This is a genomic window from Sporosarcina sp. Y1009, assembly GCF_057669865.1.
The window spans coordinates 336,278-363,229 of record NZ_JBYHFO010000002.1 but is presented as its reverse complement, the minus strand read 5'-3'; the positions used below and the strand labels follow the sequence as shown (position 1 = coordinate 363,229).

The 26,952-nt window shown below is 38.1% G+C and carries 27 protein-coding genes and 1 riboswitch; of the genes, 19 read left to right on the top strand and 8 right to left on the bottom strand.

The genetic code is table 11. The features are described from left to right. The first annotated feature begins 8 nt into the window (after positions 1-8). Together typA and AC25Y1_RS04455 are read left to right on the top strand one after the other, a co-directional pair. Complete coding sequence (typA, locus tag AC25Y1_RS04460; RefSeq protein ID WP_488146743.1) at positions 9-1,847, top strand: translational GTPase TypA; 1,839 nt, start codon at positions 9-11, stop codon at positions 1,845-1,847. Between the two features lie 27 nt (positions 1,848-1,874). Then, positions 1,875-2,240 (top strand): YlaH-like family protein, encoded by a 366-nt coding sequence (locus AC25Y1_RS04455; protein ID WP_488146742.1) that lies wholly within the window; start codon positions 1,875-1,877, stop codon positions 2,238-2,240. A 43-nt stretch (positions 2,241-2,283) separates the two neighbouring features. Here the strand turns inward: AC25Y1_RS04455 and AC25Y1_RS04450 are convergent, their stop codons facing one another. Together AC25Y1_RS04450 and AC25Y1_RS04445 are read right to left on the bottom strand one after the other, a co-directional pair. Beyond that, on the bottom strand, positions 2,284-2,487 hold the full coding sequence (locus AC25Y1_RS04450; protein ID WP_488146741.1) for a YlaI family protein: 204 nt from the start codon (positions 2,485-2,487) through the stop codon (positions 2,284-2,286). An 11-nt stretch (positions 2,488-2,498) separates the two neighbouring features. Continuing rightward, positions 2,499-2,999 carry a peptidyl-prolyl cis-trans isomerase gene (locus AC25Y1_RS04445; protein ID WP_488146740.1) on the bottom strand — a complete coding sequence of 167 codons (501 nt, stop codon included), beginning with the start codon at positions 2,997-2,999 and terminating at the stop codon, positions 2,499-2,501. A gap of 177 nt (positions 3,000-3,176) precedes the next feature. Here AC25Y1_RS04445 and AC25Y1_RS04440 point away from each other — a divergent pair, with 177 nt between their 5' ends. From AC25Y1_RS04440 to pyc, 3 genes are all read left to right on the top strand, one after another. Then, a complete protein-coding gene (locus AC25Y1_RS04440) occupies positions 3,177-3,458 on the top strand; it encodes an Fpa/YlaN family protein (protein ID WP_488146739.1) in 282 nt (93 codons plus the stop codon). Between the two features lie 64 nt (positions 3,459-3,522). Then, positions 3,523-4,689: an FtsW/RodA/SpoVE family cell cycle protein gene (locus AC25Y1_RS04435; RefSeq protein ID WP_488146738.1), complete on the top strand. Its 1,167-nt coding sequence runs from the start codon at positions 3,523-3,525 to the stop codon at positions 4,687-4,689. A gap of 14 nt (positions 4,690-4,703) precedes the next feature. Further along, entirely contained in the window at positions 4,704-8,141 is a 3,438-nt protein-coding gene (gene pyc, locus AC25Y1_RS04430; RefSeq protein WP_488146737.1) for a pyruvate carboxylase, read from the top strand. A 119-nt stretch (positions 8,142-8,260) separates the two neighbouring features. On the opposite strand, the gene AC25Y1_RS04425 is transcribed toward pyc, so the two are convergent. After that, positions 8,261-9,169: a COX15/CtaA family protein gene (locus tag AC25Y1_RS04425; protein ID WP_488146736.1), complete on the bottom strand. Its 909-nt coding sequence runs from the start codon at positions 9,167-9,169 to the stop codon at positions 8,261-8,263. A gap of 348 nt (positions 9,170-9,517) precedes the next feature. Here AC25Y1_RS04425 and cyoE point away from each other — a divergent pair, with 348 nt between their 5' ends. The 7 genes from cyoE (at position 9,518) to AC25Y1_RS04390 (ending at position 16,248) form a co-directional block, all read left to right on the top strand. Next, positions 9,518-10,441: a heme o synthase gene (cyoE, locus tag AC25Y1_RS04420; protein ID WP_488146735.1), complete on the top strand. Its 924-nt coding sequence runs from the start codon at positions 9,518-9,520 to the stop codon at positions 10,439-10,441. A 215-nt stretch (positions 10,442-10,656) separates the two neighbouring features. Beyond that, positions 10,657-11,730 carry a cytochrome c oxidase subunit II gene (gene coxB / locus AC25Y1_RS04415; RefSeq protein ID WP_488146734.1) on the top strand — a complete coding sequence of 358 codons (1,074 nt, stop codon included), beginning with the start codon at positions 10,657-10,659 and terminating at the stop codon, positions 11,728-11,730. A gap of 31 nt (positions 11,731-11,761) precedes the next feature. After that, on the top strand, positions 11,762-13,636 hold the full coding sequence (locus tag AC25Y1_RS04410; protein WP_488146733.1) for a cytochrome c oxidase subunit I: 1,875 nt from the start codon (positions 11,762-11,764) through the stop codon (positions 13,634-13,636). Further along, positions 13,636-14,262 carry a cytochrome c oxidase subunit 3 gene (locus AC25Y1_RS04405; protein WP_488146732.1) on the top strand — a complete coding sequence of 209 codons (627 nt, stop codon included), beginning with the start codon at positions 13,636-13,638 and terminating at the stop codon, positions 14,260-14,262. The genes AC25Y1_RS04410 and AC25Y1_RS04405 overlap by 1 nt, the downstream gene beginning before the upstream one ends. Before the next feature lies 1 nt (position 14,263). Next, on the top strand, positions 14,264-14,611 hold the full coding sequence (locus tag AC25Y1_RS04400) for a cytochrome C oxidase subunit IV family protein (RefSeq protein ID WP_488146731.1): 348 nt from the start codon (positions 14,264-14,266) through the stop codon (positions 14,609-14,611). 215 nt (positions 14,612-14,826) lie between these two features. Continuing rightward, entirely contained in the window at positions 14,827-15,750 is a 924-nt protein-coding gene (gene ctaG / locus AC25Y1_RS04395; protein WP_488146730.1) for a cytochrome c oxidase assembly factor CtaG, read from the top strand. 36 nt (positions 15,751-15,786) lie between these two features. Next, positions 15,787-16,248, top strand: coding sequence for a DUF420 domain-containing protein (locus AC25Y1_RS04390; protein WP_488146729.1), 462 nt, complete (start codon positions 15,787-15,789; stop codon positions 16,246-16,248). A 179-nt stretch (positions 16,249-16,427) separates the two neighbouring features. Here AC25Y1_RS04390 and ytvI read toward each other — a convergent pair whose 3' ends face one another. Both ytvI and AC25Y1_RS04380 read right to left on the bottom strand, forming a co-directional pair. Further along, positions 16,428-17,486 carry a sporulation integral membrane protein YtvI gene (gene ytvI, locus AC25Y1_RS04385; RefSeq protein WP_488146728.1) on the bottom strand — a complete coding sequence of 353 codons (1,059 nt, stop codon included), beginning with the start codon at positions 17,484-17,486 and terminating at the stop codon, positions 16,428-16,430. A 104-nt stretch (positions 17,487-17,590) separates the two neighbouring features. Then, a complete protein-coding gene (locus AC25Y1_RS04380) occupies positions 17,591-17,959 on the bottom strand; it encodes a YugN family protein (protein WP_488146727.1) in 369 nt (122 codons plus the stop codon). 145 nt (positions 17,960-18,104) lie between these two features. Between AC25Y1_RS04380 and AC25Y1_RS04375 the strand changes: the two genes are divergently transcribed. After that, positions 18,105-19,178 carry a CAP domain-containing protein gene (locus AC25Y1_RS04375; protein WP_488146726.1) on the top strand — a complete coding sequence of 358 codons (1,074 nt, stop codon included), beginning with the start codon at positions 18,105-18,107 and terminating at the stop codon, positions 19,176-19,178. Positions 19,179-19,247: 69 nt separating this feature from the next. Here AC25Y1_RS04375 and AC25Y1_RS04370 read toward each other — a convergent pair whose 3' ends face one another. Then, complete coding sequence (locus tag AC25Y1_RS04370) at positions 19,248-19,979, bottom strand: amino acid kinase family protein (protein ID WP_488146725.1); 732 nt, start codon at positions 19,977-19,979, stop codon at positions 19,248-19,250. A gap of 111 nt (positions 19,980-20,090) precedes the next feature. On the opposite strand from AC25Y1_RS04370, the gene AC25Y1_RS04365 reads away from it, so the two are divergent. Next, complete coding sequence (locus tag AC25Y1_RS04365) at positions 20,091-21,545, top strand: UDP-N-acetylmuramoyl-L-alanyl-D-glutamate--2,6-diaminopimelate ligase (RefSeq protein ID WP_488146724.1); 1,455 nt, start codon at positions 20,091-20,093, stop codon at positions 21,543-21,545. A 74-nt stretch (positions 21,546-21,619) separates the two neighbouring features. Continuing rightward, positions 21,620-22,063 carry a YlbF/YmcA family competence regulator gene (locus AC25Y1_RS04360; protein WP_488146723.1) on the top strand — a complete coding sequence of 148 codons (444 nt, stop codon included), beginning with the start codon at positions 21,620-21,622 and terminating at the stop codon, positions 22,061-22,063. A gap of 56 nt (positions 22,064-22,119) precedes the next feature. Here AC25Y1_RS04360 and AC25Y1_RS04355 read toward each other — a convergent pair whose 3' ends face one another. Beyond that, positions 22,120-23,031, bottom strand: a complete 912-nt coding sequence (locus AC25Y1_RS04355) for a glycerophosphodiester phosphodiesterase family protein (RefSeq protein WP_488146722.1) — start codon at positions 23,029-23,031, stop codon at positions 22,120-22,122. Between the two features lie 177 nt (positions 23,032-23,208). On the opposite strand from AC25Y1_RS04355, the gene AC25Y1_RS04350 reads away from it, so the two are divergent. Genes AC25Y1_RS04350 through coaD form a run of 3 tightly spaced genes read left to right on the top strand, consistent with a single transcriptional unit; the run spans position 23,209 to position 24,551 of the window. Next, on the top strand, positions 23,209-23,481 hold the full coding sequence (locus AC25Y1_RS04350) for a YlbG family protein (RefSeq protein ID WP_488146721.1): 273 nt from the start codon (positions 23,209-23,211) through the stop codon (positions 23,479-23,481). A gap of 29 nt (positions 23,482-23,510) precedes the next feature. Continuing rightward, positions 23,511-24,059, top strand: a complete 549-nt coding sequence (gene rsmD / locus AC25Y1_RS04345; protein WP_488146720.1) for a 16S rRNA (guanine(966)-N(2))-methyltransferase RsmD — start codon at positions 23,511-23,513, stop codon at positions 24,057-24,059. A 9-nt stretch (positions 24,060-24,068) separates the two neighbouring features. Continuing rightward, positions 24,069-24,551, top strand: coding sequence for a pantetheine-phosphate adenylyltransferase (coaD, locus tag AC25Y1_RS04340; RefSeq protein ID WP_488146719.1), 483 nt, complete (start codon positions 24,069-24,071; stop codon positions 24,549-24,551). 61 nt (positions 24,552-24,612) lie between these two features. Here the strand turns inward: coaD and AC25Y1_RS04335 are convergent, their stop codons facing one another. Further along, positions 24,613-25,497 (bottom strand): hypothetical protein, encoded by an 885-nt coding sequence (locus tag AC25Y1_RS04335; protein WP_488146718.1) that lies wholly within the window; start codon positions 25,495-25,497, stop codon positions 24,613-24,615. A gap of 146 nt (positions 25,498-25,643) precedes the next feature. Here AC25Y1_RS04335 and AC25Y1_RS04330 point away from each other — a divergent pair, with 146 nt between their 5' ends. Then, positions 25,644-26,690: a SepM family pheromone-processing serine protease gene (locus AC25Y1_RS04330; protein WP_488146717.1), complete on the top strand. Its 1,047-nt coding sequence runs from the start codon at positions 25,644-25,646 to the stop codon at positions 26,688-26,690. A gap of 91 nt (positions 26,691-26,781) precedes the next feature. Then, a riboswitch (purine riboswitch) is annotated at positions 26,782-26,883 on the top strand. Positions 26,884-26,952 lie beyond the last annotated feature (69 nt).

Genomic DNA, 26,952 nt, shown 5'->3' with positions numbered 1-26,952 from the left:
GTGAAATCATGACAATAGAACGTAATGACTTAAGAAACATAGCAATTATTGCCCACGTAGACCATGGTAAGACTACACTGGTAGATCAATTATTAAAGCAATCAGGTATATTTAGAGCAAACGAACAAGTCGATGATCGTGCAATGGATTCAGATGACATTGAACGTGAACGCGGAATAACAATTCTTGCGAAAAACACGGCTATTGAATACAAAGATACAAAAATCAATATTCTTGATACGCCAGGTCACGCCGATTTTGGTGGAGAAGTTGAGCGGATTTTGAAAATGGTCGATGGTGTAATTCTGGTTGTCGATTCGTATGAAGGCTGTATGCCACAAACACGTTTCGTGCTTAAAAAAGCACTCGAGGAAAACTTGAAACCAATTGTTGTAGTTAATAAGATAGACCGTGAGTTTGCACGCCCTGAAGAAGTAGTAGACGAAGTTCTTGAACTGTTTATTGAGCTTGATGCAAATGATGAACAACTCGAGTTCCCAGTTATTTATGCTTCTGGATTCAACGGAACGGCAAGTTTGTCTTCTGAACCAACAGATCAAGAAGACACATTACAAGTTCTTTACGATGCAATTCTTGAGTATATTCCAGCACCAATCGATAACCGTGAAGAACCACTACAATTCCAAGTATCACTTCTCGACTATAGTGATTATGTTGGGCGTATTGGAATTGGTAGAGTTTTCCGTGGATCTATGAAATTGGGACAGCAAGTTTCAGTCATTAAACGAGACGGTTCGACTAAGAACTTCCGTGTAACGAAAATGTCAGGTTTCCTTGGATTAAAACGTGTTGATATTCAAGAAGCTTTCGCAGGTGATCTTATTGCAGTATCTGGAATTGAGGGCATCGATGTCAGTGACACAATATGTCCGATAGAGCATCCTGAGGCACTTCCTGAACTTCATATAGACGAGCCGACGTTGCAAATGGCTTTCCTTGTAAACAACAGTCCATTCGCTGGACGTGAAGGGAAATGGGTAACTTCAAGAAAAATTGAAGAACGTCTTAACCAACAACTTCAAACGGATGTGTCACTTCGTGTTGAATCTACAGGCGCCGATTCATGGATTGTTTCGGGTCGTGGGGAACTGCATTTATCAATTTTGATTGAAAATATGCGTCGTGAAGGTTTTGAACTACAAGTTTCCAAACCTGAAGTAATTGTACGTGTAATTGATGGTGTAAAATGTGAACCAGTTGAACGTGTTCAAATTGAAGTACCTGAAGAACATACTGGATCGGTCATCGAATCGATCAGTGCTCGTAAAGGTGAAATGTTGGATATGGTAAATAGTGGTTCTGGAACTGTTCGCTTAATATTTAATGTACCTGCGCGAGGATTAATTGGGTATTCGACTGAATTCCTTACAATGACAAGAGGATACGGTATCATTAACCACACATTCGACAGTTATCAGCCAATGTCATCTGGTAAAGTGGGAAGACGAGCTGAAGGTGTACTCGTATCAATGGAAAATGGAACAGCAACTCCTTATGGAATTCTTCATGTAGAAGAGCGGGGCGTAATTTTTGTTGAGCCTGGTACTGAAGTATATGAAGGTATGATTGTAGGAGAACATAACCGTGATACTGATTTAACGATCAATTTAACGAAAGCAAAGCAACAATCGAATATTCGTACTGCCAATAAAGATCAAACAGTTTCCATTAAAAAGCCTAGAATCATGACTCTAGAAGAATCACTTGAGTATCTTGATGATGACGAGTACTGTGAAGTTACACCATTGTCTATTCGCCTACGCAAAAAGATTCTTAGTAAGAGCGAGCGTGATCGGGTTACGAAGAAGGCGAAATTTAAAGATTAATTGTTGTAAATGAAAGGAATGTATTAGATGAATGCTCAAGATACTGAATTTGTATTTGGCCGCATGTCAGGCATTTCGCGTTTCATTTATGAGGCTCTAGGAACAACAACCAGCAATGGTGAATTTGATTATACTGTGGCAGGCTATGTATTGTTTGCCGTAGTATTCCTTATGTCAGCGCTCGTATATAAACTAGGTTTTGCAAAAGATTTAAAACGCCTGCAAAGCGTAGTAATTTATATCTTTTTATTCCTAGGTTGTCTGGTCTTAACATTTTTAGCTTTTTTCTTACCAATTGTAGAAGGGCTAATCGTAGCGGCACTCATATTAATCATTTACCGTGTCCGTCGAATGAATGAATACAAGTCAGATAAAAACGACTCCCCCGCATAATACGGGAGAGTCGTTTTTTATGTTTGATTATAAAAATACACTGCTAAAATTCTTTTTCAATTTCATGTGAACTACGTCTGAAAATAAAGTTTCCAGTGGCAATACGTGCCATTGTTTTTTCACTAATTCGCTCTGTGCAATTTGGGCACATATATGTGTGAATAGGGCGGTTTCTTAATTTTTTTGCGAGAGGTGCTTCATCTGGAAGTTTTCCAACTTCATCGCATATAACGCATTTAACACGCATCAAAACTCCTCCTATTCAATGTTAACAAGAACCACGCTTTGAATTGGGTTATCGAGATTCGAACCATCCTTGAAAAGTACATGAACGGGGCCGGTTTCTCGAAGTGGTTTTCCATCAATACTGTATTGTAGTAGTATATCACCAAGCTTTGTGAGTGGATATGAATGATGCTCGCCGTGATCAGTAATGAAAGAAATTGTTTCTGCATCTTCATTCGGAATTGCATTTTTAACAAAATGATGTAAGTAAATCCCGAATGTCCCGGTAATCGTTTTTGAATCCTCAAATTCTTTCTCTACTTCTAGCGTAGGTGGAAAAGTGGAACCTTCCATAATTTCACGAGACCAATGTTTTCCCATCGTTTTTTTGTATTCTTCCATTTCATCTTTTTCAACATATCCATCAGTAAAAAACTGTTCAAGATCAATTCTTCTATCATCGAAAATCCAGATAGACGGATCAAGTGTAATTGAATGCTTTACATTCCCTTTAATTTGTATAATGTTACTCAATTTACAACCTCCTACATAATAGCTTGCTATTAGTATAGCTCTTTATTAGGAATAAGGAAAAGCTTTCTTATTAAAAACCATATTAGTCGAGAGGAAAGACTTGCATTTTTCTTGCGTGAAAGATACAATTTATTAATAATCGATTAGAAGAAATAATAGCTTAGTGGGGGCGTCCTCATGGATATTGAATTGCAAGAAACATATCAGGAAAAAGCGATGAAACAGCTTCAAGCTGATGCTGATAAAATTGCTCAATTGATTAAAGTGCAGATGGATCATTTAACAATGCCGCAGTGTCCGTTATACGAAGAAGTGTTGGACACTCAAATGTTTGGATTAGCTCGAGAAATTGATTTTGCTGTGAAACTCGGCTTAATCGAGCGAGTAATGGGAGATGAAATCCTGTCTTCACTTGAAAAAGAAATGACTGTCTTGCATGAATTATATACGAGTAAATAAGTAAAAGACTCAAACTCATTCATTGGTTTGAGTTTTTTGTTTAAAGTAAAAGAGGTTTTGTCCAATGCATACTTATTCTAAGCGATTTTTAAAATACTTTGATTTCCCATTGTTTATTACGTATTTATTTTTATGTTTATTTGGTTTAGTTATGATTTATAGTGCAAGTCTTGTTTATGCGGTTGGGGAATATAATTGGGAACCAGACCATTTTTTTCGCAGACAAATTTTCAACCTCGTAATTGCGATTCCTGCCTTTTTTATAGCTGCTTTTTTTCCTTATAAAAATTTTAAACGTAAAGGTTTAATGATATTATCAGTTAGCATTATGCTGCTATTACTTGTGGCAGTTCATATGTTTGGGTACGGTGATGATGTTGGCGCGAGAAGCTGGATATATCTAGGGTTTGGTAGTATCCAACCATCAGAAGTGGCTAAGCTCATTATCATCATTTACTTTTCAAGTGTTTTTGCTAAAAAGTATGAAGCTGGAACAATTGATAATGTGAACCAATCAATTGGCCCACCAGTAGCCATTTTAGCGTTAGTTGTTGGCTCAGTATTAATGGAAACTGATATCGGGACTTCTTTAATCATTATGATTGTAGCTCTTTCTGTCATGGCTGCGAGTGGAATAAAAGCAAAAACCTTCTTAAAGTTAAGTGCACTCATTTCAGGAATACTCTTATTAATCGCACCTATTATCTATTTTAACTGGGCTGATATAATGACACCGAGTCGACTAGGACGATTATCAGCTTTTTTGAATCCTTTCGACTACATCACGGGTTCTGGCTATCAAATTGCCAATGGATACATTGCAATTGGTTCTGGTGGCATCAAGGGGTTAGGGCTTGGTAACTCTATTCAGAAAATGGGTTATTTGCCAGAACCACATACAGATGTTATTATGGCAGTTATTTCTGAAGAATTAGGAATTATCGGAACAATCATTGTGATAGGTGGATTAGGCTTTATTGTCATGCGTGCGTTAACAATAGCGCTTAAAGCGAAAGATCCTCATGCAAGAATGTTAGCGGCAGGTATTGGTAGTATGATAGGTATTCAGACATTCGTCAATTTAGGTGGGTTAACGGGGTTAATACCTCTTACTGGCGTGCCTCTCCCATTAATTAGTTTTGGAGGAACCTCAATCATCTTAACTTCAATAGCTATCGGGATATTGATGAACGTTTCAATGTATTTGAAATATGAAAAAACAAATAGATGAAGGAAGTGTCTTGGATGGAAAGAATCACTAAAATTTTAGTTGCGAATCGTGGGGAAATTGCGATTCGGATATTTCGAGCATGTACTGAATTAGAAATTCCAACGGTGGGGGTTTATTCTACCGAAGATAGTGGGTCATTTCACCGATATAAAGCGGATGAGTCATACCTTGTTGGTGAAGGAAAAAATCCGATTGATGCCTATTTAGACATTGAGGGAATTATTGAAATTGCCAAAGATACTGGCGCAAATGCGATTCATCCAGGGTATGGTTTTTTAGCAGAAAACGCGGAGTTCGCACGCCGTCTTGAAGAAGAGAATATTATATTTATTGGACCAACATCAACCCATTTAAATATGTTTGGGGATAAAGTAAAAGCACGCGAACAAGCTATCAATGCTGGTATACCAGTTATACCAGGGAGTGACGGACCCGTTTCTACAGTTGAAGAAGTTGCAACATTCGGAAAGTCGAACGGTTATCCAATCATCGTCAAAGCTTCATTAGGCGGTGGTGGAAGAGGAATGCGAATTATAGAATCTGAAGAGGAAGTTGCTCAAGCATTTGAACGGGCAAAATCTGAAGCGAAATCTGCATTTGGCTCAGAAGAAATGTATGTAGAAAAATATATCGACAAACCAAAACATATTGAAGTTCAAATTTTAGGCGATTCTCATGGAAACATAGTTCATCTATATGAACGTGATTGTTCCATTCAGCGCCGTCATCAAAAAGTTGTTGAAATTGCTCCTTCAATATCGTTGGATGACAATCTGAGAAAAGATATTTGTAATTCAGCAGTAAAACTGATGAAAAATATTAATTATCTAAATGCAGGGACAGTAGAGTTCCTTGTTGCTGACGATCAGTTTTACTTTATTGAAGTCAACCCAAGAATACAAGTAGAGCACACGATATCAGAAATGGTGACAGGTATTGATATCGTTCATTCTCAAATACATATTGCTGATGGAAAAAACTTGCATGGAAAAGACGCACAAATTCCAGTTCAAAAGGATATTCCTCTATTTGGTTACGCTATCCAGTCACGTGTGACCACTGAAGATCCATTAAACGATTTTATGCCTGATACTGGTAAATTAATGGTTTATCGCTCAAGTGGTGGATTTGGGGTTCGGTTAGACGCTGGAAATGGTTTCCAAGGGGCAGTGATTACACCTTATTATGATTCTTTACTTGTAAAAGTATCTACATGGGGAATGACTTTCCGAGAAGCAGCATCCAAAATGGACAGAAACTTACAAGAGTTTAGAATCAGAGGGATTAAAACGAACATTCCATTTCTCGGGAATGTCGTAAAACATAGCAAATTCTTAGTTGGTGATTATGATACAAGCTTTATCGATTCAACTCCGGAATTATTTAATTTCCCTGCAAGATTAGACCGTGGAACGAAAATTTTAAATTATATTGGAAATGTAACTGTCAATGGTTTTCCAGGAATAGACAAACAATCGAAACCAGTATTCCATCCAGTCCGTAAACCAATTGTCGATTTGAAATCTACTCCACAAGTTGGGACAAAACAGATACTAGATGCACAAGGTCCTGAGGGGCTTGTGAAATGGATCCTAGCTCAAGAGGATGTACTCCTAACTGATACGACTTTCAGAGATGCTCACCAGTCCCTGTTAGCAACTAGGATGCGTACGGCGGACATGACGGCCATTGCATCGGAATCAGCTCGACTTATGCCTGATCTGTTTTCATACGAGATATGGGGTGGAGCAACATTCGATGTAGCTTACCGTTTCTTACAAGAAAGTCCTTGGGATCGACTCATTAAATTACGAGAACAGATTCCAAATGTATTATTCCAAATGCTATTCCGCGGAGCCAATGCGGTAGGCTATACGAATTATCCAGATAATGTCATTCGTGAATTTGTTAAAAAGTCAGCAGACGCAGGCATTGATGTCTTCCGAATTTTCGATAGTCTAAACTGGATTAAAGGAATGGAAGTAGCAATTGACGCAACGCGCGATGCTGGGAAAATTGCTGAAGCAGCTATTTGTTATACAGGCGATATTCTTAATGACACACGTGATAAATATACAGTGAATTACTATAAAGAAATGGCTAAAAATCTAGAGTCAGCAGGGGCGCATATTTTAGCTATAAAAGATATGGCAGGTCTATTAAAACCTGAAGCAGCGTACCGACTTGTATCTGAGCTTAAAGACGTTACAAGTTTACCAATTCATCTCCATACACATGATACTAGCGGAAATGGGATTTACACGTATGCACGTGCAATAGATGCAGGTATCGACATAGTGGACACAGCGCTAGGGTCTATGGCTGGTCTTACGTCACAACCATCTGCAAGTTCACTGCATTATGCAATGAACGGAGGTAAACGAGGTATTCGTGCTGATGTTAATGCGCTAGAAGATTTATCTTATTACTGGGAAGATGTACGGAAATACTATCAAAACTTTGAAAGTGGCATGATGAGTCCACACACAGAGATTTATGTCCATGAAATGCCAGGTGGTCAGTACTCAAACTTACAACAACAAGCGAGAGCGGTAGGACTTGGTGAACGATGGGAAGAAGTGAAGGAAATGTATTCCCGTGTGAACTTATTATTTGGTGACGTAGTCAAAGTCACACCATCGTCTAAAGTCGTCGGGGATATGGCACTATTCATGGTCCAAAACGATTTAAATGAACATACCGTGCTTACACGTGGAAACGACATCGATTTCCCTGATTCCGTTATTGAATTTTTCGGTGGACATATCGGACAACCACACGGCGGGTTCCCGAAAGAACTTCAAAAAATCATTCTAAAAGACCGTGAAGCGATAACGGTTCGTCCAGGCGAGCTACTTGAGGAAGCAGATTTCAAGAAAATAGAGGAAGAGTTGTTTCAGAAGTTAAATCGCCCTGTTACTAGTCATGAAGTGCTCTCATATGCACTTTACCCTAAAGTATTTGAAGAGTACTCAGCGATTAACAAAGAGTTCGGTGATGTTTCCGTAATGGCTACACCGGAATTCTTATTTGGAATGCGACTTGGCGAAGAAGTAGAAATCCAAATTGAAAAAGGGAAGACACTTATTGTTAAACTAGTGTCGATTAGTGAACCTCAATCAGATGCAACACGTGTGATTTACTTCGAGTTGAATGGACAACCGCGTGAAGTCATAATCGAAGATGTTAATGTCGAGTCAGACGTTATTCGAAAGACAAAAGCTGATCCAGCGAATCGTTCGCATATCGCAGCTACAATGCCGGGAACTGTGTTAAAAGTTGCTGTAGCAATCGGCGCGAAGGTGAAAAGAGGAGAACATCTGTTAATCACAGAAGCTATGAAGATGGAAACGACAATTCAAGCACCTCATGATGGCGTCGTAAAAGATATCTATGTGAATGCAGGGGAAGCAATTTCCACAGGTGACTTACTTATTGAACTCAAAGAATGAATCGGGGAATTATGGTAAATACTCAGGAAAACGAAGAAATTCGTGTCCTGAGTTTTTTTGTATAAAAAAACCAATATAAAAGGAAGTTTCAAACTTCCTTTTATATTGGTCATCATTTATCAAGATATTCGGCTTCTGGAAACAAGTAAAATCATATAAGTTAACAAACCGAATAGCAATGTGACGAATAAAGAGTGGAGCAAAGCAAGATACAAGTTTAACTCTGTAAGTACCACAGACATCCCCGTTAACACTTGCGCCGAAACTAATGTCAGTGCAATAATCCAACCCCAATAAAACACACGTTGGTTTTTATAGTTTCGAATCACATGAATTGCAATGTACAAAATCCAGAGGAATATGAGTCCTGCAGCAAATCGATGTCCCATTTGAACCCATTCATTGAAATGACTAGGCAAACCAATGGCATCATTTTGACAAAACGGCCAATCGAGACAAACTAATTCAGAATTTGTATGTCGAACAAGAGCTCCAGTATACACAACGATATATGAATAGATGGAAACGCCAATTGTATGCCATTTGAGCTTGGATCCGATAGCAATGTTTACTGCGTCGAATTTACGGTCTATCTCGAAAATTAGTAGCGTTAAGAGAAGAACTGATGAGAATGATATTAATGAAATTCCAAAATGGAGTGCTAATATAAAGTCGCCTTGTCCCCAGAGGACTTGTGCAGCGCCAATTAAAGCCTGAAGTACTAGGAAAAATACAGCCATTATTGAAAGGAATTTAGTTTCGCGAATATGGCCCAATGCTTTCCAAGACCATACAGCTAAAACCACAATTAGAATACCAACAGTCCCAGTAACAATTCGGTGCGAAAATTCAATGAGAACCTCAGCTGTGATTATGTCCGGTATAAGTTGTCCATTACATCCAGGCCAATGTCGACCACAACCCATTCCACTGTCGGTTTTAGTTACAAGGGCTCCGCCAAGTAAAATGAGCAACATACCGAATGTGGAGGCGAGACCAAACCATTTTAAGTATTTATTTTGATTCAAAAATTGGACACCTACTTTGATTAAATGATGATTACGTTATATGTTCCTACTTTTTGATGATAGCGAAAGAAAGACGAAAAAACAATGTATTGTCATTGAAAAACATTGCAAAATCGCTCTTTTCACAAATTGTTCATAAAAAAGACCTGATAACTTCACAATTGAATTGTAGAAATGATTTACTATAGAGAGTAGACGGTGACTGAAATCACAAGTTATCTGTGAGGAAAGTCACTATAATAATGTCGAAAAAGAAAGAGTTTTTAGCTTTAATATAGAAATCGCACGAGATTTTCGATATAGTAAAGTGTAGGGACTCTTAATAGAACAATTGAAAGGAGGGGGAATATGTCAAATGGTCGTGCAGTCCCACTATCTGCAAAATCTGAAACTGGTACTGTATCAAGTTCTTTTATAAAAGACTTTTTAGCGCTTATAAAAATTGGAATTGTAAATTCGAATATGATTACTGTATTTACAGGGATATTTCTTGCCATGCAGGTAAACGGTTTACATTTTTTACAGCACCTAGATATTCTTTTCTTTACGCTTATAGGATCGGGTTTAATCATTGCGGGCTCTGCAGCGTTTAATAATTTAATTGATCGTGACATTGATCCTGTGATGACTAGAACAAAACAAAGACCAACTGTAACGGGTCGATTTAAAGCGCCGCCTGTATTGGCACTTGCGCTGACATTCGTTATACTAGGAGAAGTACTTTTGTTTTCAGCATCTACTTCAGCAGGTCTTTGGGGACTTGCAGGGGTATTCAGCTATGTAGTACTCTATTCAATGTGGTCAAAGCGCAGACATGTTGGAAATACTGTTGTCGGTAGTGTTTCAGGTGCAATTCCACCATTAATCGGATGGGCTGCAGTTGAACCTTCATTGGGACTAGGTGCGTGGGCATTGTTTTTAATCATGTTCATTTGGCAACCACCACATTTCTATGCATTAGCGATGCGTCGAACAGAGGAATACCGTGCTGCCAATATTCCGATGTTGCCAGTTGTAAAGGGGTTTGAGCGAACGAAAAAATCAATGTTGTTTTGGGTAATATTGCTTTTCCCATTACCTTTTTTATTAGCTGAACTTGGGTTAATTTTTATGATATTGGCTACGTTGCTTAATATTGGTTGGCTATACATCGCAATTGGTGGGTTTAAGGCAAAAGATGATATGAAGTGGGCAACGAAAATGTTCGTTTATTCACTAAACTATATGACGATATTGTTCGTATCTATCATTATATTTTCCTTATTTATATGACCTCGATTTTGATCGTAAGGTTTCATTACTTAGCTAGAAGAGGTATACCTATGATACACGTCGATGCTAAATTGATCAGTACATAAATTTGCTTGACGCAAGTACATATGGTGATTTAAATTCATTGGAATTCTTTCTTTGGAACAGGAATTCATATAACGGGCTGTTAAGCCCGAAAACAAAGTTATTATTAGAAAGAGAGGTATGATTAGGCGATGATGAAAGGACTTAAAAAGTGGCGTCTCTTTTCTCTGCTAGCAGTTCTTACCGTGTTCCTTGCAGGATGCGGACAAGAAGAACTATCAACGCTACTTCCAGCAGGTCAAGTCGCTCAGGACCAATTTAATTTGCTACTATTGTCATCAGGAATCATGTTGTTTGTAATTTTAGTAGTAGTAATCATCTATGTAATAGCACTTGTACGTTTCAGACGTTCAAAATTAGGTGAGGATCATGTCCCTAAGCAAGTTGAGGGAAACAGTACTTTAGAGCTTGTATGGACAGTTATTCCAATTCTTCTAGTAGTTCTATTGGCAGTACCGACAGTGTATTACACATACAAACTCGGTGATGTATCTGCAATGGGTGTAGTAGATGATGAAGGAAATGCAGAAAACTTAGTTGTTGATGTAACTGCACATCTATATTGGTGGGAGTTTGAATATCCAGATTTAGGAATTGTTACTTCACAAGAACTAGTTGTTCCTATGGATGAAAAAGTTTACTTCAATCTCTTAGCTTCTGATGTTAAACACTCATTTTGGATTCCAGCAGTTGGCGGAAAACTAGATAACAACGTTGAGAACGTCAATAAGTTTTATTTATCTTTTGAAGAAGACTCAAGCAAACTAAAAGAAGGCGTATTTTTCGGTAAATGTGCTGAACTTTGTGGTCCATCACATGCACTTATGGACTTTAAAGTGAAAACGATGCCGCGAGAAGCGTTTGACGAATGGGTAGTTGCAATGCAATCCACTATCCCAGAAGAAGCAGAAAGTGAAGAAACTGAAACATTTGCAAGTGAAGGCGAAGAGTTATTCGCTCAAAGCTGTGTTACTTGTCACGCTGTTTCAGCAGATGTGAAATCAGTTGCTCCAAACTTGACTGCTTTTGGTGACCGTAACCGTGTAGCTGGTTTTATGGATCACACTGAAGAAGACTTAAAGGAATGGATTAAAGATCCACAAGCACAAAAACCAGGTAATACAATGCCTCCATTTGCTCACTTATCAGAAGCAGAATTAGACGCAATTGCAGGTTACTTGATGGGACTATCTGTTGAAAAGTAATGTAATTTGAATTTGAAGAGGAGGTAAGAAAGTGAGTTCAGTTGCTCAAAAGAAAGGCTTTGGCTCATGGCTATGGGACTGGTTGACTACAGTCGACCATAAGAAGATTGGAATACTTTATCTCCTAGGTGGAGGTTTCTTCTTCGTACTTGGCGGAATCGAAGCAATGATTATACGTGTTCAGCTTGCTGTACCGAACAACGATTTAATTTCAGCGGGATTATTTAACCAAATAATCACAATGCACGGAACGACAATGATATTCTTAGCCGCCATGCCTATATTATTTGGATTTATGAACGCAATTATGCCACTCCAAATTGGTGCGCGTGACGTAGCTTTCCCATTTTTAAACTCATTAGGATTTTGGATGTTCCTCTTTGGTGGAATATTCCTAAATATTTCATGGTTTATGGGACAGGCACCTGATGCTGGTTGGACTTCATATGCATCACTTGCAATTGTTTCTGAAGGACACGGTGTCGATTTCTATGCAATTGGTTTACAAATTGCCGGTGGTGGATCATTAATAGCAGGGATTAACTTCCTTGTCACCATTATTAATATGCGTGCACCAGGGATGACCTATATGCGGATGCCACTCTTTACATGGACAACGTTTATAGCGTCAGCAATGATTTTGTTCGCATTCCCACCACTAACAATTGGATTATTCTTCCTGACATTCGATCGAATGTTTGGGGCAAACTTCTTTGACCATGCGATGGGTGGAAACACCATAATCTGGGAACATATTTTCTGGATTTTCGGTCACCCTGAAGTTTACATTTTAATATTACCAGCATTTGGTATATTCTCTGAAATTTTCTCGATTTTCTCGAGAAAACGTTTGTTTGGATATACTTCAATGGTATTCGCTACCGTACTTATCGGATTCTTAGGATTCATGGTTTGGGCTCACCATATGTTTACGGTAGGCCTTGGTCCAACAGCGAATGCGATTTTCGCAGTTGCTACGATGGCAATTGCTGTTCCGACAGGAGTTAAGATATTTAACTGGCTTCTCACCATGTGGGGCGGAAGCATTAAGATTACAGTACCTATGCTTTATGCAATCGCGTTTATTCCATCATTTACGATGGGTGGGGTAACGGGTGTTATGCAAGGTGCAGCTCCACTTGATTACCAGTTACATGATACGTACTTTATCGTTGCTCACTTCCACTACGTAATTATTGGTGGTACTGTATTCGGTATTTTGGCTGCGACTCATTTATGGTGGCCAAAAATGTTTGGTACATTGTTGAACGAAACATTAGGAAAAGTAACGTTTTGGTTCTTCTTTACCGGATTCCACATGACATTCCTTATCCAACACTGGTTAGGATTCTGGGGAATGCCGCGTCGTGTATTTACATACATGGACGGTCAAGGTTGGAATGCTGCAAACGCAATTAGTTCCGCTGGAGCAATACTTATGGCCATTGGAGTAACTGTTCTCGTTTACAACATTGTTATGACATCTGTTAAAAATGTACGTGTTGCAAATGACCCTTGGGGTGATGGACGTACGCTTGAATGGGCGATTCAATCACCACCACTTTATTACAACTTTACACAAACACCACTTGTACGTGGTCTAGATAGTGTTTACCTTGAGAAATCAGAAGGTAACGAATCTGGTTTAACTCCAGCAGTTCCTGTACAAGATATTCATATGCCAAACGGTTCGATCATTCCATTCTTAATGACTTTTGGTATGTTTATGGCAGGTTTTGGTGCAATGTTCCGCGAAGAGACATCTTGGGGACTTCCACTTCTCGTAATCAGTTTAGCTTGGACGTTTTTATGTATGGCAGTTCGTTCTTGGAAAGACGATTTAGGTTATTACGTTCCTAAAGAAGAAATTTTAAGAGATATTGAACGTGAAAGGGGTCGAAAATAATGGATTTAAATAAGAAATTTACCCCTGAGACGTGGCCAGACAATCCAGAAACCGCAACATTTGAAGCGAAAAACAAGTTTGTCGGATTTTGGCTCTTCCTTGGTGGAGAGACAATCTTATTCGCTACTTTGTTTGCAACATACTTAGCGCTTAAGAATAAAGGCCCTGCAAGCTTAGAGTTTTCAACGCAAGAGCTTTTTGAATTGCCGCTTGTACTAGTTATGACGATGCTTCTTTTAACATCATCATTAACAAGCGTATATGCGATGTATCATTTGCGTAATTACAACTTCAAGAAAATGCAACTTTGGTTAGCAATTACGGCATTGCTTGGCTTAGGTTTCCTAGCGTTAGAGGTATATGAATTTGTACATTATGTTAAAATGGGCTTCGTATTCAGTAACAGTGCATTCAGTTCTGCTTTCTATACGCTTGTAGGAACACATGGTTTCCACGTAGCTATTGGATTAGTTTGGATTACGCTACTTATTTTCCGTAATTCAAAGCGTGGACTAAACCTGTATAATGCAACGAAGTATTACACATTTTCGTTGTATTGGCACTTTATCGACGTAGTTTGGGTATTCATCTTTACAGTAGTCTACTTGATGGGAAAGGTAGGTTAATATGGCAGACATCGAAATTTATGAAAAAACTCCTGGTGAGTTCGATCTTAGTCAAAGACGTGGGCGTCGAGCGATGCGCAGTCAAGTCATTATGTTTTCACTAATGATTTTCTTAACTTTAACATCCTTTACAATTGTAGTAGCATCAAATGCAGAGATTATTGGATTTTCTAAGTACTTTGTAATTCCAGTGATTATGCTATTTGCTGCTGTGCAAGTTGGGCTACAACTATATTACTTTATGCATATGCAAGAAAAAGGACATGGTATTGCTGCAATGTTTATGTTTACAGGAGCATTGCTTGCGTTCTTAGTTGTACTAACTTTTGTTACAATCGTATGGTGGTAATTAATGATACTGAGCCTGGGGACTATATACTGTTCCCCAGGCTTTTATTTTTTGGTAATCGTGTAAATAACTAAGAGAACCATTAACAGTACTTTATAATTATTGACACATTGTTGAGATAAGTTTGGATTTGTCATACAACATCCATTGAGTTTTTATAGGTTATTGCACTATAATTAAAGTACAAATTGATTTTAAAGAAAGGGCGGTAGCTAATGCCAATAAGTATATTTGGATTTCGTGCGTTATGGAGTCCTTGGTTTTTCTTAGCACTTGTTGCAGTGGTATTAATTTATTTTCTAATCACGGTAAAATGGCGAGGCCGTTTTGAAGGTTCGGAACCAGTTACAAAAAATCAAATTATTTTATTTTTAAGTGGAATCGCGATGTTATATATCGTAAAAGGATCTCCAATTGATTTATGGGGCCATATTTTATTTAGTGTTCATATGTTGCAAATGGTGGTATTACTATTGCTTATAGCGCCATTTTTGATTATGGGAATTCCGAATTGGATTTGGAGAAAAGCATTTAAGATTAAAATCATTGATCTCACTTTTCGTTTGTTCACAAATTCAGTTATCAGTTTAATGACATTTACGATAGCATTCTCTGCTTATCATTATCCAATGGTTCTTGATTTTGTTAAGTTAAGCATCCCGTTACATGCAATTTTTACAATGACGATATTTATGTCAGCTGTATTTTTATGGTGGCCACTGGTTAATACACTGGAAGGGCAACCAAAATTGCATGGCTTGAAAAAAATTGGTTATATCGTTTTAAGTGCTCTATTAGTTACACCTGCATGTGCATTAATCATCTTTGTAGACGTGCCTGTGTATGCAACATATAGTGGCGGTGAAGCATGGTTACAAGCTATGGCATTATGTGTCCCAGCAGGTACACTCTCAGGATTGGCTGGTCTTGGAATCTCAGGTCCAGAAATGTTTACGAATATGACCACTGTCACTGATCAACAACTTGGTGGAATTTTAATGAAAGTTGGACAAGAGTTTATTTATATTTTTGTCATCGGGAAAATTTTCTTTACTTGGGCAGCATCTGAACGTGCTAACGCCGATGAAATCACGAAACAGGATTTGTTGGAAAGTCAAAATATGACGATGCACGGTTAATCCCAAAAGATAGGATGAATTGGAGGGGGGAAAAGAATGAATGTACCATTTTTACCGACAATCAGTACAGTTTTCATCATTCTTTCCGCTGTCTTTGTAGCTATTGGCTGGAATTTAATCCGTAAAAAGAAAATTGATGCACATAAAAAAATGATGATTGCAGCAGCGGTTTCTGCAGTGCTATTCTTTATTATTTATATTTCTCGCACTGTTATAATTGGAAATACGTCGTTTGGTGGACCGGATGGTTTGAAAATATACTATACGATATTTCTTGTGTTCCACATTATTTTGGCAATATCTGGTGCAGTTTTGGGTGTCATTACAATACGGGCAGGCTGGAAAAACAATCTCGAAAAACACCGGAAGCTCGGACCAACGACAAGTGTAATTTGGTTCTTTACAGCAATTACAGGTGTGATGGTCTATCTGTTGTTATATGTTTTTTACACAGGTGGAGAAACTACATCAATGTTTAAGGCTATTTTCGGTCTGTAAATAAAAAAGTATTTGAGGATATGGTAAATATATCCTCAAATACTTTTTTATTTAAGTTCTAATCTGACACTTTCTCGCATCAGGAGGCGTCCACTAGTGCTGACGAGGCTTTAAAGATGAATATTGAATATATCTACATGTTCAGTGTATCATTCGAACAGGCATCATTATAGAGGTCTTTATATTTTGAAGTTGATGCGAATAATACCTACTTCTCGTGCGGTCTTAAACAAAATGACGACCAGTGGTCCAAGAAAGAAGCCGATAATGCCAAGTAACTTTAAACCAATAAACATAGAAATTAAAGTCGGCAGTGGTTTTAGCCCGATGTGAGTACCCATTACTTTAGGCTCTACAACTCTTCGAATAATCATCAGAACAATCGCCAGGAAAGATAATTGTGAAGCAGTTGAAATGTCGCCACTGGCAAAGTAATATAATGCCCAGGGCGCTAAAATAATAATCGAACCTAAAATGGGGATCAAATCAATAAACCAGATAATCAATGACATGATGATTGCATATTCTGGTTTGATGAACATCAGCCCCACAAAAGTTACAGCTAAAATGATTAAACTGACTAAAATCTGTGCTTTGGCAAAACCAAACACAATCGAATTTAACTTAGCCACCATAATGCGGACTTTTTCTGCAGTTTCTTGCGTCAAGTATTTGAAAACCATGATTTTCAACTCGGGTAACTCTAGCATGAACAGGAATAGGGCGAGAATGAAGAAGGTTAAACTTATGAGGAAATTCGGAACTTCTGCCAATAATGAAGTGATTTTTTCATAACTGAGTAAGTCGAGAATCGCATCACGTATTACTTCGAAAATGGATTTGAACTCTTTTTGTATGGCTACGATAACTTCTGCAGGCATACCAGCCGTATATTGAAACAACTTGTTTTGCATATCAATCCAAATCCCTGATAATGTGTTGAAGTATTCAGGCGCAGCTTTTGTAAAATCAATCATTTTCCCTATAAGTTGGGTTACCGTATAATAGAGGAGAGAACAAAGAATAACTAAAATAAAAATGAATATCCAAATTACAGCGACTTTTCTTTTCCATTTGAATTTCTTTTCTACTAGAATTACGAGAGGATCGATGAGTAGTGCGGTGAATAATGCAAAAATAATGGGTAGGGACACAGGGATGATATAAATAAAGCATAGTATAATGAAAATAATACTTAGGGTTATAAAAAAGTTCCGTTTGGTGAACCAATTTGCCAAATGACATCCCCCCCTAATCGGTTATATACAAACATTATACCCAAATATATCTGTTTAATTATATAAAAAAACCGAAGAACAAAATGTTCTCCGGTTCAATGCGATTATGCTTTGTTCATATTGTATGGTTGCAATGCTTTATTAACTGCATCTAGTGTTGCTTTACAGTCTTTGAGGAGACTCTTAGGGAAGTTTTCATCTTCTCCATACTCTACACCAAATGGATAGTAATGTTTGCCAATGACAGGTTTTTTTAGGTTCATGATTGCGTCACGTTTGTCTACATCGCCATCTTTTGTGAAACCAAAAATACGTAAGTAATATGTACCGTCTTTAACAACATATTTTTTATCATAAGTTACGCGTTCATAGTCCCATTGTCCGGCTCGAACTAAATCATGTTCAAGCATAATTTCATCAAGTATTTGTAAATCTGCTACAATATTTTCAATACCAGTATTTTCGAAATACATTTTTGAATCCTCCTCCAAAATATCGTCCATTGAATGCTCTATACATATACATAATAGAACAATTTCACATTAGTTGCAATGACAACATTGTGACTATCGTATATCGTTCGTTCATCTGAGATTATAAATGAAAGTGGTGATTGTAGTGAAAATAGTATTACGAGTTGCTATTTTGTTGTTGTTTGCTTCAACGATTTTTTATATAACAGGAAATAAGGTAAGAGAAAATGAACCGCTACAATCCCCGGTAAAACAAGGAACTGCGACACCAGTTACAGAAAAAGGTGTTGGCTCCGTCATCCCGCAAACATCACGGCCAGAAAAAGGCCTATCGGTCTTTGTCGGTGGAAAGGTTGATGAACTAATTAAGGAGTGGGGAGAGCCAACTCGTATTGAACCATCTGGTTACGGATATGATTGGTGGGTATATTTAGATAGTTTGAAATTCATGGTTGGTGTAAATGACGATGAGATAGTAAATCAAATCTACACTACTGAGTTAGCTGCTGAGATAACACCTTTTCAAATTGGCCAAACAATCGATGAGATATTCAGATTCACAATTATTGGGTCCGAAGTAGATGCCAAGATTGATGAGAATATTTATACCTTTTCATTAAATAGTGAAGATTTAAAAACACGCTTACTTGTTACTTATAAAGGCTTATTTACCCAACTATATATGGATAGTGAGAATGAAGAATTACAAGCAGTGAGATTTATTGATCCTGAAACGTTAGTGCTGCATCAACCCTATGAAATGACGTATATGGGTGAACTCATCATTTCAAATCCACCTTCTTCAATATTGCAATTGGAAGTAAACCGTACGGCAGAACGTCAACTTTTTGAAATTACCAACCTGTACCGAGAAAGCAATCATGTACCTGCTTTAATTTATGATTATGATTTAAATGTTTTTGCACAAGCACAGAGTAAACGAATGGCATTGGAAAATTATGCAACAGAAGAAACACAAGACCTTGAAAATCTTTCACATCGTTTAGATGAAGCCATGATTGAACACCGTAAAGCTGCAGAGAATATTGCCTTCGACTATGTCGATGCAATTGAGGCAGTTCATGGTTGGTTAAATTCATCTGATCACCGTAGTGTTCTTCTAGATAAGGATTTCACACACTTAGGCACCGGCTCGTACGGCAATTATTATACCCAGGATTTTATCAAAGCATCCAAAGTAGAAATACGTAGACAATAAAATGCGGAAGTTATAAAAAAAATGGGACGGAGGAAATGATCAACCGTCCTTTTGTCATCAATTGAATGATTAAGTACGTATCCACGTACCATCTTCCTGACCAGTAATTCCTCGAATATAAAGAGGGATTGCTGTTTTTTTTGCATGCGTCGCAGCACGTTTTTGGATAATTGGTTTTTCACAATTTAGAAATTCTAGAAACTCATCAAAGTTTAATGAAGATAACTTCTGAACATTGCTGGCGATTGCCGGATCTTCGCTCATAACCCCAGGTACATCTTTAAAGAATTCTACATGTGATGCTTGGAGAGCGCCTCCTATTGCGACAGCTGTTAAATCACTTCCACCACGACCAAGTGTCATAATATTACCTTCTTCGTTCATTCCTTGAAAACCTGGAATGATGACACAGTCGATTTCATTTAGCGCTTGCTTCATAGCTGAAGTTTCGATTGAAACGATAGAAGCATCTCCGTATTCACCTGAAGTTATAATTCCAGCTTGCTTTCCGTGAAGAATTTTATTGACAATACCGGATTTGTTTAATTCGGCTGAGAGTACACTTGCTGCTATAAGTTCACCACATGACGCTACAAGGTCTCTTGCCGCTTTGTCGAACGAGAATGCACTTGTTAGGTTCAAAAGGCTATCAGTGGCGTATGGTTCGCCGAAACGTCCCATTGCAGAGACAACTACAACAAGCTTATCGTATTGTTCAATCCCATTTTTTATATGTTTAATGCATTGCTTTCGAATTTCTTCATTTTGCATGGCGACTCCGCCGAATTTTTGAATAATCATAAGCGTCCCCCAATTTTCTTCGTGACATTTGAAACACCTTATTCATAGGATAAAGTAGGTTTGTTCTCAATATATTCTACAAAAATAAAAACGTTCGGGAAGGGGAGTCGGGTGCTGCTTTTACAGGAGTTATTAAAAGACTGGCCGTGTACGATTGCTGGTGGGAATTATAGAGTTGCTGTAAAAGGAATTACGGAAAACTCGCTGGATGTAAAACCCGGTTTCATATTTGTTGCGAGAAAAGGAAATAAAAATAATGGCATACTTTTTATAGAGGAGGCGATAAATGCTGGTGCAGTCGCTGTCGTTATCGACAAAGCACCCAATAAAGAGTTGCCAAGTGATATTCCCATAATCACGGTACCAGATTGCAGATTGTTTTTATCTCATGTGAGTTCGGAATTAGCAGGGAAACCTTCAGAACAATTAACGATCATCGCAATTACCGGCACGAATGGAAAAACAACTGTAAGTCATTTTATCGGTCAATTATTAATGAAGCAAGGTGTTCATGTTGCAGTATTTGGAACAACAGGGATCTTTATAAATGGCGTTAAAGTTCATACGCACGCACCGAAAATGACAACACTTCCTGCAGAGCACTTACATCCGATGTTAGCGAGTTGCTTAGTACATGGTGTTACGCATGTCGTATTAGAGGCCTCTTCATTGGGGTTATCCACACACCGCTTAGCACATTGTAAAATTGACATTGGGATTCTATTGAATGTAGGAGAAGATCATTACGATGAACATGGTGGAAAAGAATTTTATATTGAAGCAAAGAAGATGTTGCTTCAAATGGCGAAATGTAACATCGTCAATCAAGATGACAAAATATGTGTTGACATGCTGAAATCAGTGAGAAGAGAATGCGTGTACTTTGGAACTACTTCCGCAGCTGATATTAGCTTTAAAAATGATAGGCAAAAGATATATGTAGAGAGTAAAGACGAAGCTGGTGAATTTGTTCTGCCTGTACTTGGTGAATTTAACCGTATGAATGCGGTGGCTGCAATCAGTGCGCTTCACACACTCAATTATCCGCTAGCATCAGTGTTACCCGATGTAGCAACCTTGAAATTACCCGAAGGAAGAATGGAGCAGATTGACAAATCACATATTTGTGTAGTCATAGATTATGCACACACGCCAGATGCTTTGAATGGTGTTTTATGTTCGTTGCTGAAAGATGCTAAAGGGAGACTTATCACTGTTTTTGGTTGTGGCGGCGAACGTGATAGAGGTAAAAGGAGTGAAATGGGAAAAATCGCATCTTTCTATTCTACGGATATTATCGTTACAACTGATAATCCAAGAGATGAGGACCCGCTAGCCATCATCGACGATATAGTTTCAGGGATGACTGATTTCGCCAAGGAAGTGATCATCGAACCAAATCGTGCCCATGCGATTCAAAAAGCAATAATGATGGCCGATGAAGGAGACATCGTGTTAATTGCAGGGAAAGGTCATGAGAAGATTCAACATACAGCGCAAGGTATATTCCCTTTTTCTGATATGCTAATTGCCCAACAAGCCCTATTTCAAAAAGAGATGAGCTGAAGAAAAAAGTTATTTGCGTTCACGGGGTAGAAGAATTCTGTTATGATTGAAGTGTAATGGAGGGGATGGAATCTATGTTGATGACCGATGAATGGGTCACGATCTTAGAGCACGCGGGCGAGCTCACTGATTATATACTCTCTTCCGATGTCATGGAAGAGTACAATAAATGTTACCAAGCAGTCTATTCAAATGACATTCTCGTGAAAACAATTAAAGATTTCACGGAGATGAAAGAACGATATGAAGAAGTACAACGATTCGGACGATATCATCCGGATTATAGTCATGTCATGAAAGAAATTCGACTGCAAAAGAGAGCACTTGATATGAACGAGCAGGTGGCTGCACTACGCCTAGCAGAAAATGATCTTCAATTTTTATACGATGAAATCGGTTCAGTAATTGCTAAATCGGTTTCGGATTCAGTAAAAGTTCCAGCTGGAAGTGCATTTTTTACTGATTCATCTTGCGGCAGTGGCTGCGGCTCTGGTGGAAGCTGTTCTTGTTCCGCATAAAAAACACCTTATTTCTGGGAAATGACAGAAATAAGGTGTTTTTTTGTGGTTTCTACTCAATCTGACGTGTTTTCAAGAATAATCTGCATAACTTGTTCGGGATTACTCGTGATAAAACCAGCAGCGCCGTTTTTGATAAGTATTAAAATAGTATTTTTATCTTCAATGTCTTTATAGTAAATTGGGATATTTAACTTGGATAGGTATTCTATAAAGCCTTCGCTACAAAGTGAGAAAATGCCTAGTCTTTCTGAAACTTGATACATATCCGCTTGTGGATTGTAAAGATGACCAAATTGGCTGGCATAAGCAGCATATGATTTTTTAACTTCATCATCTCCAGCACCTATAGCAATGCGATTTTGTGCATATAAATTAAAACGATCAATTTGTTCGTCATAAGAACTTGTGACGGTGATTCGATCTTCGGCATTATATTCTTCAATAAGTCGCCATAGTTTAGATGGTAAGAGACTTCCCTCGTACGTATCGGGAGATTCCGTCATATTAATACTGATTAGCATATGTGGAAATCTTTCAAGTAACTCATTTAACGAAAGTAACTTTTCACCGGTCCCGCGAAATGGGTAGTTTCCATCTTCATCAGTGAAGTGGTAACCTGCATCCGCCTTTTTTAGTTCGTTTAGTGTGAAATCAGCTACTTTTCCTACAAAGTTCGTAGTGCTGTCCAAATATTCATCATGAAAAACAAGAATCTCCTCATCTTTCGTTAATCGGATATCAACATAAAATCCATGAACGCCAAGTGACGCCGAATTTTTGAATGCTGATAAAGTGTTTTCAGGTGCATCGAATAGACCACCCCGATTTGCCAATACAATTGGATTACTAAATTCTAGTGCTTTTTTTCCTTCACGTACAATAGGTTTTACAACGGCTTTAGAAGCAGCCCAAGCAGCTATTCCAACTGCCCCCACTGAAATGGCAACTTTAGTTTTTCTACCCAATACGAACCCCCCTTTATCAAATGCATGTATTTTTCAAGCTTATTCAGTCCTAATTATTTCAATCATTAGGTGCTTTTGTTTATTATAAGATATAAGTGTCTCGTTGTCAGCTATATGTAAGTTGCAGCCCATTTCTGCGATATGGTATTGTAGGTAGTAAGAAAAGAGGGGAATCGAATGATCGATCGACAAGGTGTTATCATTTACCTCCATCATTTAAGACAAGCAAAATCGCTACGAAAGTATGGGCATGTTCATTTTATATCTAAGAAAATGAAGTATGTCGTACTCTATTGCAATCAAAGTGATGTGGAGTCAGTTATTAACAAAGTATCACAACTTCCGACTGTTAAAAAAGTTTTGCCTTCATATCGGCCATTTGTAAAAACCACTTATGAAAATGCAAAACCCGATAAAGCAAAGGAATATGATTATAAAGCTGGATTATAATGTGTTTAGGTTAGAAAGGTTGAGCATGAATGAGAATTATTGCGGGAGATAAAAAAGGATTACGGCTCAAATCGTTAGAAGGCGTACAGACCAGGCCGACATTGGATAAAGTGAAAGAATCTGTATTTAATATGATTGGGCCTTACTTTAATGGTGGACTTGTGGTGGAATTATTTGGCGGCAGTGGTGCACTCTCACTAGAGGCATTATCACGCGGTGCAAGTGAAGCGTTTATATTCGAGAAAAATCGAAAGGCTTGTGCCGTTATTAAAAGCAATGTAGAAAAATGTCATTATCATGAAATCGTACATATTAACCAAGCTGATGCGAGAAATGCTTCGAAAGTCTTACGACAACAAAGTAAAAAAATAGATTTACTTTTCATAGATCCACCCTATGCACAAAACGATTTCTACCAGCTAACCGAGACCTTTGCTACGGAAGGTCTTCTGGCTGAAAGCGCTATTATCGTATGCGAACATGATCATAAACTAGAGTTACCGGAATCTTATGGTCCATACCCAAAAAAGAAATGCACAACCTATGGTAATATCGCGATATCAATTTACGAGAAATGAGGTATTTGAATGTCTAAAGTAGTTGTAGTTCCAGGTAGTTTTGATCCAATTACAAATGGTCATCTTGATATTATAAAACGAGCTGCAAAAGTTTTTGGGAATGTAAATGTTGTGATTATGAATAATTCATCAAAGAACTCATTATTCACGGTAGATGAGAGAATGGAATTGATTCGCCAAGTGACCCAATCGATTCCCAACGTTAAAGTGGAATCATCTGGTGGTTTGATGATTGAGTACGCTGAAAAAGTAGGAGCAGTTGCAGTTGTTCGTGGATTACGAGCCGTTACCGATTTTGAGTATGAAATGCAAATCACATCCATGAACCGAGTACTTGATGAAACAATAGAAACTTTTTTTGTCATGACAAATAATCAATATTCCTTTTTAAGTTCTAGCATTGTTAAAGAAGTTGCAAAGTATGGCGGAGATATATCAGAACTTGTACCAGGAGCTGTAGAAGAAGCGCTCAAAAATAAGTATGCAAAGTAGTCGTCTTTAGGGCTATCATGGGCATGTATTCATGATAGCCTTCTTTTATTTAAAGGGCAGGTTAAAGCAAAAAGTAAAAGAGAGTGGGGACCATTAAAATACTCCAAATTCTTCCGATGAGGTACGGTCGTAGTGAAAGTTTTGCTGATTTTGCGATGACTGCTACTTGTATGTGGATACTTAAACCATTCATTGAAATGATCGCCGCTATAAGAATAGGGAATATGGGTAAATCGCTGAAATGAATTGTTGCAGACTGAACACCAGAAGTCATTTCAAAAAATGCCAGTGTTGCCGTTTGTGCAATGCCAGTATCTACTGAAAAAATGGAGGCGAAGCTGGTAGCTAACACAACACCTAACGCTGAAAAGAAAATGACAGTTGTTGCCACTAAAATAATAATTTCAGAGCTATCCTTGATGGAGTCCAAAAGCGGCATCGTTGACTGTGTTTGATTGGGCTGAACATCGTTAAGTATCTCTTTTTGACGGCCAATGAAGAGCAAAGTCATGAAGAAATACATAATGTTTACGATATGAATAGCGATTAATAACTTCCAACCAATAGTGATATCAGTAAATAATTCAATACCTACAAATCCTATGACGAACATAGGACCTGGCGCATGACATGATGCTAATAATAGACCTCCTTGTTTTCGAGTGATTTCCTTATTTTCTGTCATCGCAGATACCGTTACAGCGCCAACAGGAAATCCTCCAAATGATCCAAGAACATAAGCCTTCATAAATTTCTTCCAAGGTGCAACTCTTTTTTCTGTTGATGGCATCTTTAATAACCATTGAGTTAATATAATATAAGGGAGTAAATAAGGTAGCAGTGCATGTACAAATAACCTAGCACCTGTTTCAGCTCCATCATGGGCAACGCCTGGTTGTAAAATGAAAAGTAAGATTAATCCCCATATAATAAAGAGGTTGACCATCTTAGTATGTGCACAGATCTACTTTTAGGCTCATGCACTTCTCTCCTTTCAATTTGCGCGTAAAAAGTAATACAAACGAAATTTAATTGTTACACTATTATATATGTCCAAAGAGTACATGCTATTAATAATTGGAGGTGCAGGAGATGAATTGGAAGAGAGTTATAATTACCGTAATTTTATTGATTGGCGTCGGGGTACTGTTTCTTTACCCTATGGATGTATACATATCTAAACCTGGCGGAGCCTATGATTTAACGCCATTAGTTGAAGTTGAAGGTGGAGACGAGAATGACAAGGGAACGTTCAGCTTAATGACGATTGCTTTAGCAAAAGCTACACCGGCATCCTATGCTTATTCTACATTTTCTAGTCAACGAAAAATTCTACCTCCACAACAAGTTCGTAGGTCAGGTGAAAATGAAAATGAATACAACTTGCGCCAAAAAAGATTAATGTCTGATTCGCAATTTAATGCAATCACCGTAGCATTTGATCGTGCAGATATTCCAATTGAGGTTGACTTTGACGGGGTGTCCGTTATGAGCGTTTTGGAAAATAGTGCATCTTCTGGAATACTAGAGGCTGGAGACAAAATCCATGCCATAGACGGTGTCAAATTAACTGAACCTGGGCAATTTGCTGAAATAATTGGCAGAAAGCTGCTAGATGATGAAGTAAATATATCGTTTGTAAGAAAAGATGAAGAGAAAAACTCCCCGGTTAAATTGAAGGAGATCCCAGAAAATGATGGACGTATTGGCTTAGGCGTCCAGTTTTTAGAAGACCGTACAGTCACAACAGATCCTGAAGTAACGATGCATACATCTAATATTGGGGGGCCTTCAGCAGGCTTAATGTTTACGTTGGAAATTATGAATCGTCTCGTTGATGAAGATCTCGCAAAAGGCTACAATATTGCGGGGACAGGAGAAATGTTGCAGGACGGAACTGTTGGAAGAATTGGCGGAGCGGATTTTAAAGTAATTGCGGCCACGAATAAAGGCATTGATATATTCTTTGCGCCGGATGATGCGTTGCCACAAGAAGTCCGCGATAAAAATCCTGGTATACAGACTAATTATGAAGAAGCAGTCGCGATGGCAGAAAAAATTGGTTCGAAAATGAAGATTGTTCCAGTGAAAACGATTGATGATGCCCTCAACTATTTGAAAAATCTCGAAACAAAATAATAAGCTGGAAATCTCGGAAGATATAGAAGTGTATGAATTGTAGTTTACTATGAAAACCTATTGATAAACAAAAATCGCATGTTACAATAAAAATATTCAAATAACATTCACTCATATAATCGCAGGGATATGGCCTGCAAGTATCTACCGATTTGCCGTAAACAAATCGACTATGAGGAAGCAATGGAAGGGCCATGCTTAGTAAGTTAAGCATGCCTCCTTTTCATTTCCTTTCGAAAAAGCTCGAAGGACATTGCTCCAC